The 14,607-nt window shown below is 68.1% G+C and carries 11 protein-coding genes; 7 read left to right on the top strand and 4 right to left on the bottom strand.

From position 1 onward, the window contains the following. The first annotated feature begins 34 nt into the window (after window positions 1-34). Window positions 35-661, top strand: a complete 627-nt coding sequence (locus NJ376_RS06695) for an antibiotic biosynthesis monooxygenase (protein WP_252952475.1) — start codon at window positions 35-37, stop codon at window positions 659-661. Between the two features lie 131 nt (window positions 662-792). Here NJ376_RS06695 and NJ376_RS06690 read toward each other — a convergent pair whose 3' ends face one another. Next, the gene (locus NJ376_RS06690; protein ID WP_252952474.1) at window positions 793-1,110 is read right to left on the bottom strand and encodes an ankyrin repeat domain-containing protein; all 318 of its coding nucleotides are present in this window, start codon (window positions 1,108-1,110) and stop codon (window positions 793-795) included. 509 nt (window positions 1,111-1,619) lie between these two features. Between NJ376_RS06690 and NJ376_RS06685 the strand changes: the two genes are divergently transcribed. Beyond that, window positions 1,620-2,234 (top strand): hypothetical protein, encoded by a 615-nt coding sequence (locus NJ376_RS06685; protein ID WP_252952473.1) that lies wholly within the window; start codon window positions 1,620-1,622, stop codon window positions 2,232-2,234. A 336-nt stretch (window positions 2,235-2,570) separates the two neighbouring features. On the opposite strand, the gene NJ376_RS06680 is transcribed toward NJ376_RS06685, so the two are convergent. Next, window positions 2,571-2,834 carry a hypothetical protein gene (locus NJ376_RS06680; protein WP_252952472.1) on the bottom strand — a complete coding sequence of 88 codons (264 nt, stop codon included), beginning with the start codon at window positions 2,832-2,834 and terminating at the stop codon, window positions 2,571-2,573. A 674-nt stretch (window positions 2,835-3,508) separates the two neighbouring features. On the opposite strand from NJ376_RS06680, the gene NJ376_RS06675 reads away from it, so the two are divergent. The 5 genes from NJ376_RS06675 to NJ376_RS06655 all read left to right on the top strand — a co-directional run bounded on the left by NJ376_RS06675 (window position 3,509) and on the right by NJ376_RS06655 (window position 7,706). Further along, complete coding sequence (locus tag NJ376_RS06675) at window positions 3,509-4,126, top strand: 3'-5' exonuclease family protein (RefSeq protein ID WP_252952471.1); 618 nt, start codon at window positions 3,509-3,511, stop codon at window positions 4,124-4,126. Window positions 4,127-5,323: 1,197 nt separating this feature from the next. Next, window positions 5,324-5,872 (top strand): DUF3291 domain-containing protein, encoded by a 549-nt coding sequence (locus NJ376_RS06670; RefSeq protein ID WP_252952470.1) that lies wholly within the window; start codon window positions 5,324-5,326, stop codon window positions 5,870-5,872. 47 nt (window positions 5,873-5,919) lie between these two features. Next, window positions 5,920-6,738: an SDR family oxidoreductase gene (locus NJ376_RS06665; protein WP_252952469.1), complete on the top strand. Its 819-nt coding sequence runs from the start codon at window positions 5,920-5,922 to the stop codon at window positions 6,736-6,738. Further along, window positions 6,633-7,169 carry a DUF1203 domain-containing protein gene (locus NJ376_RS29190; RefSeq protein WP_370288011.1) on the top strand — a complete coding sequence of 179 codons (537 nt, stop codon included), beginning with the start codon at window positions 6,633-6,635 and terminating at the stop codon, window positions 7,167-7,169. The genes NJ376_RS06665 and NJ376_RS29190 overlap by 106 nt, the downstream gene beginning before the upstream one ends. A 225-nt stretch (window positions 7,170-7,394) precedes the next feature. Further along, on the top strand, window positions 7,395-7,706 hold the full coding sequence (locus tag NJ376_RS06655; RefSeq protein ID WP_252952467.1) for a hypothetical protein: 312 nt from the start codon (window positions 7,395-7,397) through the stop codon (window positions 7,704-7,706). A gap of 228 nt (window positions 7,707-7,934) precedes the next feature. Here the strand turns inward: NJ376_RS06655 and NJ376_RS06650 are convergent, their stop codons facing one another. Together NJ376_RS06650 and NJ376_RS06645 are read right to left on the bottom strand one after the other, a co-directional pair. Next, window positions 7,935-11,294 (bottom strand): UvrD-helicase domain-containing protein, encoded by a 3,360-nt coding sequence (locus tag NJ376_RS06650; protein ID WP_252952466.1) that lies wholly within the window; start codon window positions 11,292-11,294, stop codon window positions 7,935-7,937. Continuing rightward, window positions 11,294-13,888 carry a PD-(D/E)XK nuclease family protein gene (locus NJ376_RS06645; protein ID WP_252952465.1) on the bottom strand — a complete coding sequence of 865 codons (2,595 nt, stop codon included), beginning with the start codon at window positions 13,886-13,888 and terminating at the stop codon, window positions 11,294-11,296. The genes NJ376_RS06650 and NJ376_RS06645 overlap by 1 nt, the downstream gene beginning before the upstream one ends. Window positions 13,889-14,607 lie beyond the last annotated feature (719 nt).

Here is a 14,607-nt window from a genome sequence, read left to right as displayed (position 1 = left end):
CCGCCCGCGACAGTGCGGGAAGGAGTACGGCTCCATGTATGTGCTGATCCGAAAGACCGGGCTAGCGGGCTCCGTGACGCAGGCGGCGCAGCGCGCGCAGGACCATATCGTGCCGCTCGTCCAAGGATGCCCAGGGTTCAGAGGATACTGCGCCTTCGTCACCGAGAGGGGAGATGCTGCGTACTCGGTCAGCATCTTCGACGACCGGGACACTGCCATGGACGCCCACCAGCGAGTTCGCGGATGGATTGAGGCCAACATGCGCGACCTCATGCCTGAGGAGCCGGAGGTCGTGGCTGGGGAGACCGTCTTCGAGTCCATCGCGCATCCGCAGGAGCAGCGGAAGGATCGCCAGCAGGCGCTCTTTGTCGTGATCCGCACCTATCGCGGTCTACCCGGGCAAACCGAGACTATGCATTCCGTGGTGAGCCAGCACACGTTGCCCGCCATCATAAACGCGTCGGGATTCCGCGGCTTCTACGCCTTTCGGGATGAGGGCAATCCAGATCGGGCAGTCTCGGTCACCCTGTTCGACAGCCGCGAGGAAGCCATTCGCACGCATGAGGAGGTGGTGCGCCTCATGCGCGAGCACTTGGGCGAATTGGCCTACCGGCCGCCGCGGGTAACGATGGGTGAGACAGTCGTGCTGGCGACTGTATAGCCATTGACGATGGCGGTTCTGGCGGCCGCCCATTCCGTGGCTCAAGGCTGAGCCGCCCGCTGCGCCACATGCACGGATACCCGGCATGCTATTTTGCACGTGGTCGTCAGCCGCGCCTGTCTAGCAGGCAGTCACCAGATCGTCTGGTCCTTGTCCACCACAGTGTCGAGCCGCTTTGCCAGACAAGTGTGGCCCGCAGCGCGCGCGTGGGCAGCGGCGCGGCGGCCCTGGTGGTCGCACTTTGCAGCGTCGGCGCCGCACGCCAGCAATACTTCCACGACCTCCTCGTGGCCACCTGCTGCCGCCGCCATCAGCGGCGTGATTCCGCCTGGCGCGTCGGAGGCGCCATCTTCCTCTGGATTGCCAACGCACGGCAGCAGTGCTCGAATTTTCTCCACGTCCCCGGCCCGCGCCGCGACGAGCAGCCGGGATGCCAAGTCGGTGTCCATGCGCACTGACCTCCTCCCGCCGCGAGGACTGAAAGCGTTCGCTCCGGCGGCGGCGCACCTGACTCTAGCCGAGCCAGCTAGTTTGCAAGCAGCCAAAAGCAGCGGGGCTTTGAGCCATCGCTCATGCCGCTGTCGCTTGTCTCTCCTAAACTGCGGCCACTGAGCTTGCGGCCGCTGTTCGGAGTTTCGGTCGAGATGGCAAACCACTGAGAAATCGTGGACGGCCGCAGGCGGTCGAACAAGGTGGTCGGCTTCCGACGGGGCGCTTGGGAAGACGAAGCGCTGGCGCTTGCGTCGGGCGGCATCGTGCAAACAGTGCTTCGCGCGGCAAATCGCGCCGGGAAAGCAGCGTCTTGCGCTGCCTGGTGCAGGCCGTCCGGGGCGGGACATTGAGGGCGAGCTCGCCTGTCCGCGTTGACCGTTGCACTGTCGGGGGCGCAGCGTTGGCGGCCGGGATCGGCCATGGACTCCCCTCCCAGCCGGGACCGGTAGAGGATGGGAGGAGTGCCGTGCATGTCACCGTCCGCAAGTACGCCGACAAGGCCCCCCTGATCGACGGGCTGGTGCCGTCGGTCCGTGATGGTTTCGTGCCGCTGCTCCGTCGCACGCCCGGCTTCAAGGGCTATGTCGCTTTCGGCAGCGAGGATGGTCACGTCGTCTCGGTCACCATCTTCCACGACGCGAAGTCGGCCATGCGGGCCGACGATCGGGTCCGCGAGGGGGTGGTATCCAGCCTCAGAGACCTGCTGCCGAACCCGCCGGAGGTGATGACCGGGGAGGCACTGCTGCACGAGGTGTCGAAGGTCCAGCGCGACAGCGGCCCCGGGATGTTCGCCACCGTCCGCCTGTTCGAAGGCATTGGGCCGAGGGAGGAGGTTCTGCCCTTGGCGCGAGAGCACGTGTTCCTGACGATCAAAGGCGCGCCCGGCTTCCGGGGCTACTACGCCTTCCTCGACGAGGCTGACAGCAGCCGGGGTGTCTCGGCCTCGCTGTTCGACACCCGCGAGCACGCGATGGAGGCGAACGCATGGGTGGTGTCAGTCATGCGCGAGCGGAACATCGCCCCGAACCCACCGAGAGTCATGGCGGGGCAGGTAGCCATCGTCGCGGCTGCCGAGGACTAGACGTAATCGGTCAGCGCTGATGGATGTCGCCCGCCGTCACCAGCGCTGAGGGCATCCTTGGGGGTGGCAGACGGGATGATCGGCCCGAAACGCTGAGCACCCAGCCATAGGGTGAGTACTTGATGAAAGCGAGGTGGCCATCACCCCGCCTGCGCCAACTCTCGTAGACGGCTACCAACTCGCCGTCCGTGTCGCGCTCCTCGTGCTCCCAGATCAACGGCGCGGCCTGAGGGACGGACCGGACCAGCCGCAGCGAATGCCCATCAACTAGAGCGAGCCCTCTTAGCCGTGCCAGGATGAGAGTGGGCAGTGCCCCAACAACCGGTCCGCTCCCACCTACTGGCCGTGGGCCGTCCAGGGCGGCCGGTAGGCCGCCTCCAGCCAGCTGAGCCAGGGGTTCCAGGCGGCCTGCGCCAGCCCCATCCAGAACAGGAGCGGATGGGTGGCCTCGCCCAGGTGCCGGGAGTTCCGGAGGGGCGACACCGCACGGAGGGCGACCATCACCTCCTCTCCGCCACCTCGCACACCGCGGTGAAGGACCGCAATGTCAAGGCCAGGCAGGCGGGCGATGACCTTCGTCTCGTCTCGATCGCCGTCCATGGCGCGAGTTTCCCACGACTGACTGGTCTGCAGCCTAGCACGGCAACCGCTGACAAGGATGCGCCGTGTCGCACAGTTGCAACGGGAACGTGGCCGAAGCGCCACGGGTCGTCGGCCCCGGGCCGCTGCATTCGTTCACACTGCGACGGCGGGTGCGTGGCCCGCGGCGGCCCCGGATCGACACTATCTTGCAGGTGCCGCGCGGGAGCTATCTGTTCGAGCTGCGCGCATCGGCCTGGCTGCACACCCGCCCGCCGGAGCCGCACGACCGCTGCCTCGCGCCGGTCAGCGCGGATGGGCTGCGCTTCGCCCTGCAGCTCCGCTTCCTTGGGTGGAGCCCCGGCGAGCCTGGTCCGCAAGTTGGCAACCCAGGCGTGGCGGCTACGGGGCACGCAGGCCGACGGGCGCCGAGGGGTCAGGATCTGCCTGCGCCAAGGTGAGGAGCTGCCGCGGGCTGACCGGCGGTGGCACCAGCAGCTTCTGATGCGTAAGCAAATGCGGGAATGGCAGCAGGACACGGCCAGCCGAAGACATCAGGCGGACTGGGAGGCGTGCGGTGACGAGAGTAAGCAGCAGTCGAGAACCGCGGCTTTCGACCGATGTTGAAAAAGTCGGTCGCAAGCGTCGGACGGGCAATTGGGCGCAAGTTCCATTCGTAGGAGCATGCTTGCGCGATGCGGGCGCGAATTGCCTTATTTGAGGATGCTCCCGAGCCGAAGCTCTCCTCAATGATTGTCTTTATCGATTTCGAGGCCAGCAGCCTGGGCAAGCACGGGTTCCCGATCGAGGTCGGCTGGGCCGCCGAGGACGGCGCCGAGGAGGTTCACCTGATCGTACCCGCGCCGGGCTGGGCGGAATGGAGCCCCGAGGCCGAGAGTATCCACCGCATCGCCCTCGACACCTTGATGCGGGAGGGTACACCCCACGATGTGGTTGCCCAGCGCATGGTAGACATCCTGACCGGCCATGAGCTCTACGCCTCGGCGCCGTCCTGGGACGGCCAGTGGCTCAGCAAGCTGCTGCGCGCTGCCGGGCTCCCGCGGCACGCGCTCCGCCTGCGGGGCTCGTATGAGATACAACGGGAGGCCGCGCTCGCCGCGCTCGAGCGCGGTGGCGTGCCAGTCGGTGTTCGGCGCGACCTGCTCGACGGCATCCTCGAACCCGCCCGACAGGCCGCCAAGGCGGAGGTGCCCGCGCACCGGGCGCTTGAGGACGCGCGTCGGGAGCTGAGGCTGTGGCGGGATGTGGTCTGCCAAGCCGAGAACGTCGCGACGAGATGGGCTAAGCGCTAGGCTGGCTTGCCGCGAAGGCGAGCACCCGGGCTAGCCCGGACCGGCCCGCGACCGGACAGGAAAATGGGATCGGTCCCAGACGCTCAGACCGCCTTCGGGTCGGCGAGCGCGATGGCGAAGCGCGACCGCCAGGGCCGCCGCGCCGCCGCCCACGCGCGCGCTGCGGGCCGCGCTTGTCTGGCAAAGCGGCTCGACACCATGATGGACAAGGACGAGGCAATCTGGTGACCACGTGCTCGTCTCATTACTAAAATGCGATCGGCATGGGCTCGAACAGCGTCCGGACACCATGCCCGGCGGTTTTCTGCATCGCCCGGGAGCTGCAAGAGCGGCGCAAGGGCAAGCCGAACGCCATCGAGGAACCCTTCGTGGTCGGGGCCGTGATTGGACTCGGTTTCTGCCTGGATTTGGTCTTCTCGACCGGCATCGCGGCGGTCAAGGCTGCCCATGCAGACTTACATAGGACGGCGGTTCCTTTTCGCCGATCAGGTGGATGCGACGAAGTTCCGCCTGACCTGGGGCTAGCGTCTGGGAACCGCCGACACAACCCAGCCAACGAAGGGTGGCTCGCCGCAGTCGCGGCACCACAGGTTCCGCCGCAGCCCAATCAGGTGAAGCCGAGCATCCCACCCTACCAGCACGGCCAATTCCGCTCGGCCATATGTTCGGACTCGGCAATCGCACCGTAGCTGCACGGCCTCGTCTGAGGCGAGGTCGCCGACCGTGTAGGAGAGGGTCCGATCCATGGCGGGACAAAAATAGAACACCAAATCATCGGCGCCTAGTGGCCATGCTGTCAGTCCCGACGATCCGTGCGCCACGGCGTAGTTGATGGGTCTAGCCGAAACCGGCGACGCACAACGAATGCGTGTGCCGTTTCGCGTGTGGTTCCCGCGTGCTTTGTCCGAAAATAGCCGCCAAGATTACCGCATTCGTTAGTTCATTAGCCGCTCGAAATGGCGCCATCGCCATTCCGACGGTAGTCGGCGAGTTCTCGGCGCCGCAACGTGCAGTTTGCAATGCCTGTATGCCGATAGCGCTCTCAGCAGCCCAATCCGACGCGTGAATGTCGGTTCAAAGCAAGCCAGGGAGGCCCGTTCATGCATCGAGGCACTATGGCCGCGTCCATGCTGCTGCTCGCGGGGACAACCTTGGCGCAGCAATCGCCCCAGCCGGGATGATGGGAAGGAGGCGAGCATGCCGCGCGTGTCGTTCTACACCTTTGCGGTCGGCAAAGGCGCCTTGGATTCTGAGGTGATGAGCGGTTTCGTGGCAATGATCCCCTCCGTCTTTGGGGAGGCTGAGGGCTCGGGCGGCTTCCTCGGCCGCGCCGTCCTGCCCGACCGCACGCGACCGCCCTTTGGCCAGGACTTCGGCCCTTGGGGCGTCTTCGGTGTGCCACGCTTCTACGACGGCGGGACCGAGCCGGGGCAGGTTACCGTCGCCAGCACCCTCTCTCTTTGGCGCGACATCGAGGCCGTTCGTTGCTTCGCCTACGGTGGACTCCACAAGGCCGCTCTGGCCAAGCGCGGAGAGTGGTTCCGCAGGCCCGAATGGCCGACCTACGTGATGTGGTGGGTGGCCGACGAAGAGACGCCGACCTGGGCTGAGGCGTCCCGGAAGTTGGAGGCGTTGCACGACCTCGGACCTACCCTCTCGGCCTTCAACTTCAAGATTCCCTTCGACCCCCAGGGGCGCCAGTTGCGCCACGCGTCAGCGGCGGCAGGTCGCGTCCACGGCATCTAGGGAACTGTCAGGCTCGATCGGACCACTAGGGAGGAACCAAGGTGGCCATGAACGGCATTAAGGTGAAAGCCCGTACTGCAATCATCACCGGCAGTTCACGTGGAATCGGCCGTGGAATTGCGCTCAAGCTGGCAGAATGTGGTGTCGGCCAGATTGCGGTCCACTACTTGAGGAACAAGCAAGCCGCCGAAGAGACCGCCCGACTGCTGCGCGAACGCGGCACCGAGCCGGTGCTGGTCCAGGCCGACGTGACGCGGCCCGAGGACATCCGGCGCATGTTCGCCGAAGCGAAGGCGGGGTTGGGCTCTTTGGACATCTTCGTCGCCAACGCCCGGCCAGACGTACAGCACTTCTACCAGCCGGTGCTCGACTTAACCGCCGAGCACTGGCGCGCAGCAATCGACTCCCAGGCCACTGCCTTACTCCACAGTGCCCGCGAGGCGGTGGGAATGATGGGCCGGGGCGGCCGGATCGTCGCGGTCACCTACGCACCCGGCGCAAAGATGGGAAGCTGGCGGTCCTGGGCGGCCATGGGACCGGCCAAGGCGGCAATGGAGGCGCTGCTGCGCTACCTCGCCTGGGACCTTGCTGGACGCGGTATCACCGCTAACGCGGTCAGCCCCGGCGCGACGGACGACAGCGTGTTCTCCACCCTGCCGCCCGAGGTGCTGGACGCATTGCGCGGCTGGGCCGGGGCTGGGTGGGTGCCCATGGGACGGCTCACGACCCCAGCCGATGTGGGTGACGCCGTAGCGCTGCTGTGCTCGGAGCAGGCTGGGTTCATTACCGGTCAGACGCTCCACGTGGACGGCGGAGCGTCGCTCGCCTCGGCCGACTTCCCGATGGAGTTCCAGAGGGGCGCGTGAGTGCGGCGGGCAGGAGGCCGTTCCGACGCGGAGACGGCCACGCACGGTGCGGTGCGCCGCATCGCCGACGACCGAACGCCCAGCTACCCTGCCGGGTCAGCCTGACCGACGCCCGGCCCGGCGACGAACTGTTGCTGGTCAACCACGAGCACCACCCGGTCGACTCGCCGTACGGAATGCGCTTCGCCGTCTACGTGCGAAGGGGTGAGGAGCGGTTCGACGCGGTCGACCGGGTGCCCGAGCAGCTGCGTCTGCGCACCCTGGCCGTGCGCGCCTTCGACACGGACGCCATGATGGTCGGCTGGGAGCTGATCGAGGGTGGCCAACTCGAGGCAGCGATTGAGCACCTGCTCGCCGACCCGCGGGCCGCCTATCTGCACGTCCACTTCGCCGCGCCCGGATGCTACGCGACCCGCGTGGACCGAACCTGAAGCGGCGTGCCTCGCTGCTGGCGCGGGAACGAGGCGGCCATGTGCGCGATGGCCAGGGCGGCCCGATGTTGCCTCCGTCCCAGGTCCCAGCGCCCGGACGGGCCGATTGGTGACTTGGCGCCTCTGGTGGTCGGGCATGGAGGGCATGTGTCACTTCGGTCGAGCCCGCAACATTAGCCACTGCTCGCGGGGCAACTTGCTCGGAACTCTCCATCCGGAGCCAATATGCCCCTCGACATCACCCCACAGTCACCATCGCCGACCGGAGCCCCCCCGCGCCTCCTCGGTCGTCTCGCCAGCCGAGGCTGGAAGGCCAAGCTCTACGCACCGGAATCGGATGTCGCCGCGCTGCGTCCGGATGACCTGGCTGCGGCCGAGCGCGCCTTCCGTGCGGCGGTCGCAGTGCCCGGTCCCACCATCCTCGGCTTCGCCTTGCTTCGACGGGCGCCCGGGGCGGCTGGCCTGGTCCTCGCGGTGCACTGGTGGGAAGGTGCGGTGCTTCGCCGCGACGCACTGCGGTTGGGGGGGCGATGGTAGCCCGCCGCGGCGCTCGCCGGACGAGGCCATGGGCCGGGTCGGAAGCGTGGACGAGCTCATTCTGATGGCCCGCGAAGCCGCTGCCTGGCGCCGGTTCGTGCTCGACGCGGCCAGGCCCTCGCCCGACGCCTACCTGGCGGAATGCTGCACGTGAGCCCCGGGCGGGATGCCAACTTCTTCGGCTGGCGCGTGGTCAACGTGTGATCGCAGAAATGCCAGAGGACCTCCTCAGCCCGGATTGGAGACGCGCCTCACATCTCCCGAGGTGAGAAACACCAGGAAGCCCTCGGGAGCGCCCGTGGCCCGGAGATACTTCCCGAGCTGACCGCAGTATTCGGCGATGGCGCCCTCGCTTGGCTCCACGTCGCTCTTCCAGTCCACCACAGATGAGGTCTTCCCGTCCTCCTCGACAGCGGCCGCGTCGGCCACGCCCAGGGTGGCCACCTCTTCGCTGTCCACCATGGTTGTCGATGCTACGGGCCACTCCGGCCGTAGCTTCGTCCGGATGGCGGCGATTTCCGGCCTGCCCAGACCACGCCGGACCGCCCGGGCGAGTTCCTCCGGCACCGGCCGCTTCTCGTCTTTCAGACCGAGCTGGTCGGATAGCTCCATACCGCGCGCGGCTAGCGCCTCGGGTGTCTCCGCGATTTCCCCGGTTAGAACCTCCTCAAGCAGCTTGTGCAGGATGAGGCCCCGCTCCAGGCCGCCCTTCACAGGCAGCAGCTCCCGCCCCTCCAGGTCCTCGCTGACCAGCAGCATCGCGTCAGGTGCCTCCGCGCCTTCCGCAAGGTGGGGCGTGTCGCGCCGGATGCGCGGCAGCGCCGCCATGATGATGTCGGCTTCGCGCAGGAAGGTGGCGCGGTCCTGGCGGTTCTCCGTGTCCTCGGAGGTCTGAATATTGGCCGCGCGCTCGGCGGACACGAATTCGGGCAGGTCGTCGAGCCGGAACGAGACCAGCCTGCACCAAGACTCCGAGGTGAGCTTGCCATTGTCGAAGCGCGGCATCAGGAGCAGATCGCGCGCCCGGGTGGCGGCCACATACCACAGCCGCTGGCGTTCGAATCTCTGCTCCTGGCGCTCCCGCGCCAACGCATCGCGGCAGCCCTCCGGCTGGCAGCCGAAGGCCGCCATGTGCAGGATGTTGGCGGTCCGGTCATAGGCGACCCTCACCATATCCATCGCCTTTCCGGCAGTGTTCACCGGGATGACGACGCCCCACTCCAACCCCTTGGCCGAGTGCATGGTGACCAGGCTGATGGAGAACTCGCCCGCATCCGGGCGGCCATCCTGCGCCTTCCTGGCCTCCTCCCACTGCGTCCGCATCGCGTCGGAGAAGGCCCGCAGCCCGCGGACGTCGTAGGGGCGCGCCATTTCCAGGAAGAGGTCGAGGTTCGCCAGTGCCCGCTCTGCCACGCGGTCGCCGCGCTGACGCAGGATGGACCGGACGTTCAGGTACTCGACCGCCTCGCAAAGCATGATGTGCGGGGTCACCGAACGCCTCTTTTTGGCGAGGCTGTTCAGCTTCCCGAGGATCTCCTTCAACAGCGGATTGGAAATCTTCTCCAGGTTGGGGCCGGATCCGAGGTCGACGCTGAGCTGCGGCGGGTCCTGGCCTGGTTCGGTCTGCTCGGCGACCGCATCAAGCAGCTGCTGGTCGGTCAGTCCCACCAGCGGACCGCGCAGCAGCGCACCCAGCGCCAGGCGGTCCCGGTGGTCGGCCAACGTCCGGGTCAGGGCGATGAGATCCTGGATCTCCTGACGCCGAAAAAAGCCCTTGCCCGCCTGAGTGGCGACCGACAGTCCCTTCTCCTCCAGCGCCCGCTCGTAGCGCCAGAGATCGGTGCCCGCCGGAGCCAGCAACGCGATGTCGGACGCCTTGCAGGGCCGGAGACCACCCTTGCGGTCGCGGACCTGCACATTACCGACGACGAGAGAGCAGAGCTCGGCCACCCGGTCGGCCTCGAGGTCGCGGATGCCGTCCGCCTTCAGCCCCTCGAGATCGAAGGGCAGCGCGGAAACCGCCGGGAAGCCCAGCGTGTCGGCGACGTCGGTCTCCAGCCTTGCGAACTCAGCCTGCCCCTCGACCGAGAAACACGCCTCAAACTGTTCGTTCACCCAGTTCAAGATTTCCGCCCGGGAGCGAAAGTTCCTGAAGATTGGGAGGACGCAGTCCTTGTCGTGATCCCGCATGAGATTGCGGGCCTGGAGGTAGGCCGCGAGGTCGGCGCCGCGGAAGCGGTAGATGGCCTGCTTGGGGTCGCCGACAAGGAACAGCGCGCCTGGGCGCGGTACCCACTGCGTCCACTCCGCGCCGGGGTTGCCCGCGGGCGGGTCGGAGCAGAGCCGCCAGAAGATTTCGAGTTGTTCCGGATCGGTGTCCTGGAACTCGTCCACCAGCACCACCGGATGCCGCTGGCCGAGGGCGCGCCGCACCTCGTCGTTCCCGGCGAGCAGGAGGCGCGCCTTCTCCAGCAGGTCGCCGAAGTCGAGCACCGCGGCCTTCTGCTTGGCCTCGGAGTAGCTGGCGATGATGGTGCGCGCCTCGGAGGCCAGCAAGTGCAGCAGGCGGCCAGCGGCCGCGGCGCGGAGGGCAGTGTGGGCGCCCCGGCACGCCTCATAGAGTTCCTGCGCGCGCCCGTGCAGGCGCTCGGCCTCCGCCTGCATGGCCTTGCCGCCGCCGCAGGCGGCGAGCCACGCCTTCTTGCTCGACAGGTTTTTGCCGAAGGCCGTGCCCTTCTCGATGGCGCAGCACTCCGGCACGGCCAGCCGGATCATCCAGGGAAGGGTCAGCGCCTCGCTGGCGGCAGCGGGTGGCGCGCCCGCCAGGGTGGCCTCAAGCTGGTCGGCGAACAGGGCGGCGTCCGGCGAGCAGTTGCCTGGGCATTCGGCGACCAGGAAGCCGCGGAAGGCCGCGGCAGCGTCGAGCAGCGCCTGCATCTCGGCGCCGACCGGGTCGCGCCGGGCCACCCCGGCCGAGCGGTGCTCCAGCAGCTTTTCCGTCAGGTCGCGCAGCAGCGCGTCGGTCGCCTTCTGGTCGGCCAGGTAGAGCGTAGCGAAGAGGTCGCCCGGCTTGTCGTCGCCGGACAGGCGCTCGCGCAGCCAGGACATGTAGACGTCCTCGAACAGCAGATCCGTGTCCGCCTGGTCGAGCATGGCGGCGCCGGGGTCGATCCTCGCCTCGACCGGGTAGGGCGTCAGCAGCGTCCGGCAGAAGCCGTGGATGGTCAGGCAGCAGAGGCTGTCGAGCGCGGCCCGCGCCTCCGCCAGCCGGGCCAGCTGCTCCTCGCTGGGCTTCCCGCCGGGAAAAGCGGGCAGCAGGTCGAGCGGCATGGTTTCGGTCAGCAAGGCATCGACGAAGCCGACGATGCGCTCGCGCAGCTCGCTAGCCGAGAACTCGGTGAACGAGATGGCGGCGATGTCGCCCGGGGCGCGGCCGGAGGCGAGCAGCATGACTACGCGCCCGGCCAGGACGGAGGTCTTGCCCGAGCCAGCCCCGGCCTCGACAAGGAGGGTTCGGTCGAGCGCGGTGAGCGCCGTCGTGCGCGCCAGCTGGTCCCGGATTGCGAGGGGAACTGCGTCGAGCGGCATCAGGCACGCTCCCAGAGGCTGATAACGGTTTCAGGCAGGAGCTTGCGCGCGGAGTCCTTCTTCGGTCCGAGCATGGTCCCGGGAACGACGGGCAGTGCAAAGGCGTAGTCGTCGTCCTCGCCGCCGCTCTTCCAGGTCGCGCCCGCGGCGACGCCGGGCAGCGCCCGGCCCTGGCGCAGCGCCTCGGCCGCGTCGGCGAGGGCCTTGCTCAGGATGTCCAGCGTGCCGGATGGGTCGGGAAGCACGTCGTAGTGGCCCGCGGCGTCGCCGGACTTCGCAGGGAAGAGCAGCGCGCTCTCGATCTCCGGGTCGCCTCCGAGCAGGGCCCGCACCGCATATGCGTAGAGGCAGCGCTGAAGCTCGCGGCCACCGTTGAGGACGTATTCGCCCCCGTGCCGTCCGGTCTTGTAGTCCACCACCCGGGCGGCGGTGCCGTCGGCAGAGATGTCCACGCGGTCGATGCGCCCGGCGATGGTGAGCCCGGCCTTGGGCACGGTGACGGGCAACGCCGGATCCCAGGGCAGGTCCCTTGCAGTATCCAGGTTCTTCCCGCCGCCGAAGGGCACCTCGGTGAATGAGCGCTGGCCGGACTGATCTTTCAGCTCGCCGAGCGGATAGCGTAGCGCATTCACCACCATGGTCTCGGCCTGGCGCAGCTCGGCACGCCAGAGCATGTCCGGCGGCACGGGCTGCTCGGTCTGCCACTCCAGGCCGACCGCCCTGGTCCTCTCCGCGACCACCTCGGCGATGCGGTCCGGCGTCGCGCTCGCCATGCCGCCATCGGCCTCCAGCGCGAGGACGGACTGATCCAGGATGCGGTGGACGACGGAGCCGAAGGCTCGCCTATCGAGTTCAACGCTCTCCACGTCAATTTCCGGCGCCGACATGCCGAGCGCGTAGGCCCACATGAACGCGATGGGATTGCGCAGCAGCAGGGCCAGGGAGGTGGCAGACTGCGGCTTCCTGAGCGCGTGCTCGATGACGCCATGGTTCGCCGCGACCAGCCCGTCGTGGGCGGTGATGTCCCGGTTGCGCCAGTCATCCCAGCAGCCTTTGGCGGACTGAGCGACGGGCAAGCCGGAGAAGTCTCCCGGCCGCGCCATCAGGCGGTCCGGCTCGCTCATGGCATGCTCGGGGATGCGGGTGCGCTGCAGGTAGGTCACCTCGGCCCCGTTCAGCAGCGGGCTTCGGCCGAGCAGGCGGCCGCCCGCCTCGCGGCGGCTGAAGGAACGGGCGACGGCGACTGTGGTCGAGATCTCGATGGCCTTGAAGCTGCGGCGATCGGCCTTCGGCGTGGAGACCTCCTCCAGGACGAATCCGCCAAGGACGCGTTGCGGCAGCAGTGGGTCCTCGCGGGCCGGGCGCGGCCATGCCTGGGCGTTCAGGCCGAGCAGCCAGACATAGGGGCGGGGACAGGAGGCCAGTGCCGAGGCGGGCATCCACGCGATGGCCGCCTCTGGGTCGGGGTCGTCCGCCTCCTTCACCCGTAGCGTGCCAAGCTCGCGCTCGATGGCCGAACCCGGCGCTTGAGCCAGGGCGCGGCGCCACAGCTCCCGGGCAGCGCCGTTGAGGAGATCCTCCCCGGCCTGGGCGGCAACGTCAGAGCCCTGCTCCAGCAGCTCGATGACCGGGCTCAGGATGTCGGCGACCTCGCGCGCCTCCTCCTTTGCCAGGGCCTGCTTCCACCGCTCCGCGGTGGTCAAGGTCGCCGAGGAGGACAGCTTCGTGGTCCAGTCCTTTGGCAGCTTCGCGAGCTTCGTGCCCTTCCCGGCGCGCGTGGCGAGCCGCCGGACGCGTTCCTGGGATAGGCCGCGGAGCAGCACGTCAGCCAGCGCCGCGGCCGTCTGCCCCTCGGCGGTATGCAGGGCGTTGCGGCCGTGGCCGAAGTGGACGGGGAGGTTCGCCTCCGTCCCCAGAAAGAAGATGAAGTCGTCGTAGGGGGCGGTGGAGGCCGCGGCGATGGCGATCTCCTGTGGCTTCACCCCCTGCTCGGCCATCAGCCTTCGCGCCCAGCGCAGGGCCTCGACCACCTCGTGCCGCGGCGTCGCGCAACTGAACGTGGTCAGCTTCGGGTTCCAGGCCTTGCCGCGGCGGATCTCGACGCCGGAGCCGTCTAGCCATGCGGGTGTCTCGAACGGCTCGCAGTCCCACACGACATTCGTGACTCTGGCCAGGGCCAGCACCAGCCTGCGCCAGCAGCGGTCGAGGTCCGGCAGGCCGCGGAACTCGACCTCGCCCAGCACCGCAGGAGCGTGCTGCAGGCGCTCCATGGCCTTCGCGGCGAGGTCGGCCGGGCGGAGCTGGCAGGGCTTCGCCTCGGCCAGACGCTGCAGCACGGCGGCCTCGACGCGGGCCATCTCGCCGAGACGGGGATGCGCGCCCGGTGCGGCCGCGGCCGCGCCGAGGTCGAGACCCGCTGCCCAGGCACGGCGCAGCGACAGAACGACGGTCTTGGGTACGCCCGGCAGGTCGCGAATGGCAGACAGGTCGCCCATCTCGGTCGGGGAAAGCACCTTGAGCGCCTGGGCGGCCGCTTCCGCCAGTGCACCCGGCTCCACCGCCGTCAGGAAACCGCCCGCGAGTCGGGCTGCCATCCCCTCGATGGGCGTTACCCTGGCCCCATGCCCCACCCTCGACTGCGCCAGTCTCAGCCGCACGGAATCAAGCTGGGGACGCCCGGATATGATGATGGTCCGCCGCGCCAAGGTCCCTCCGCTGCCCGTCCCTGAACAACGGGCGAGGTTCGAAGACGGAACCTTCCTGCTGAGACCCCTGCTTGTCCAGAAAAGTAATAGAATGCATTATTCTATTCTGCTGTTTGTGTCTTGTTCTCTGGAGTATTAAGCAACTACCGGAGGTACATATTCGGTCTGGCTAGCAACGAATTGGTGCTCGCGTGGGAACGGGGGGCAGACGCGTCGCGCTTGGCATCATCGACGCCCACTGCGCGGGCTCGATCTCCGCGCGCTGAAGGTGGAACTTGAGGAGATGCACCGCCCCGGTCTCAAAGGCGGCGCCTCCGCGCGCTGGCCCGCAGCTCAGCGCGGCTGACAGCTTGCGGTACCGCAGCACCGTGACCGCCTTCTCTGGCGCTGCGGCCTGGAAGACAAGCCGAAGGGCTTCCAGGTCATGCCACGTCGCTGGGTGGTCGAGAGGGCTTTCACCTAAGCTTGGCGCTGAGCGGCGGGAATGGATGAGCGAGGGCCGACCTCGGCATCATGACGGCCGAAGCCAAGCGCCAGCGAGCGGCAGCAATGCGACGGGGTGCCACGCAGCTCACGGAGTTCTGGTAGGCAGTTATGATTGGCGCGGC

The sequence above is a fragment of the Siccirubricoccus soli genome (assembly GCF_024178315.1).
Classification (GTDB): domain Bacteria; phylum Pseudomonadota; class Alphaproteobacteria; order Acetobacterales; family Acetobacteraceae; genus Siccirubricoccus; species Siccirubricoccus soli.
This window is presented reverse-complemented; position numbering and strand designations above follow the sequence as displayed.

What these genes read in the sequence shown, in the direction of transcription:
- NJ376_RS06695 (WP_252952475.1), top strand. Translation starts at nt 35, where the DNA reads ATGTATGTGCTGATCCGAAAGACCGGGCTAGCGGGCTCCGTGACGCAG.
- NJ376_RS06690 (WP_252952474.1), bottom strand. Translation starts at nt 1,110, where the DNA reads ATGGACACCGACTTGGCATCCCGGCTGCTCGTCGCGGCGCGGGCCGGG.
- NJ376_RS06680 (WP_252952472.1), bottom strand. Translation starts at nt 2,834, where the DNA reads ATGGACGGCGATCGAGACGAGACGAAGGTCATCGCCCGCCTGCCTGGC.
- NJ376_RS06675 (WP_252952471.1), top strand. Translation starts at nt 3,509, where the DNA reads ATGCGGGCGCGAATTGCCTTATTTGAGGATGCTCCCGAGCCGAAGCTC.
- NJ376_RS06670 (WP_252952470.1), top strand. Translation starts at nt 5,324, where the DNA reads ATGCCGCGCGTGTCGTTCTACACCTTTGCGGTCGGCAAAGGCGCCTTG.
- NJ376_RS06665 (WP_252952469.1), top strand. Translation starts at nt 5,920, where the DNA reads ATGAACGGCATTAAGGTGAAAGCCCGTACTGCAATCATCACCGGCAGT.
- NJ376_RS06655 (WP_252952467.1), top strand. Translation starts at nt 7,395, where the DNA reads ATGCCCCTCGACATCACCCCACAGTCACCATCGCCGACCGGAGCCCCC.
- NJ376_RS06650 (WP_252952466.1), bottom strand. Translation starts at nt 11,294, where the DNA reads ATGCCGCTCGACGCAGTTCCCCTCGCAATCCGGGACCAGCTGGCGCGC.
- NJ376_RS06645 (WP_252952465.1), bottom strand. Translation starts at nt 13,888, where the DNA reads ATGGCAGCCCGACTCGCGGGCGGTTTCCTGACGGCGGTGGAGCCGGGT.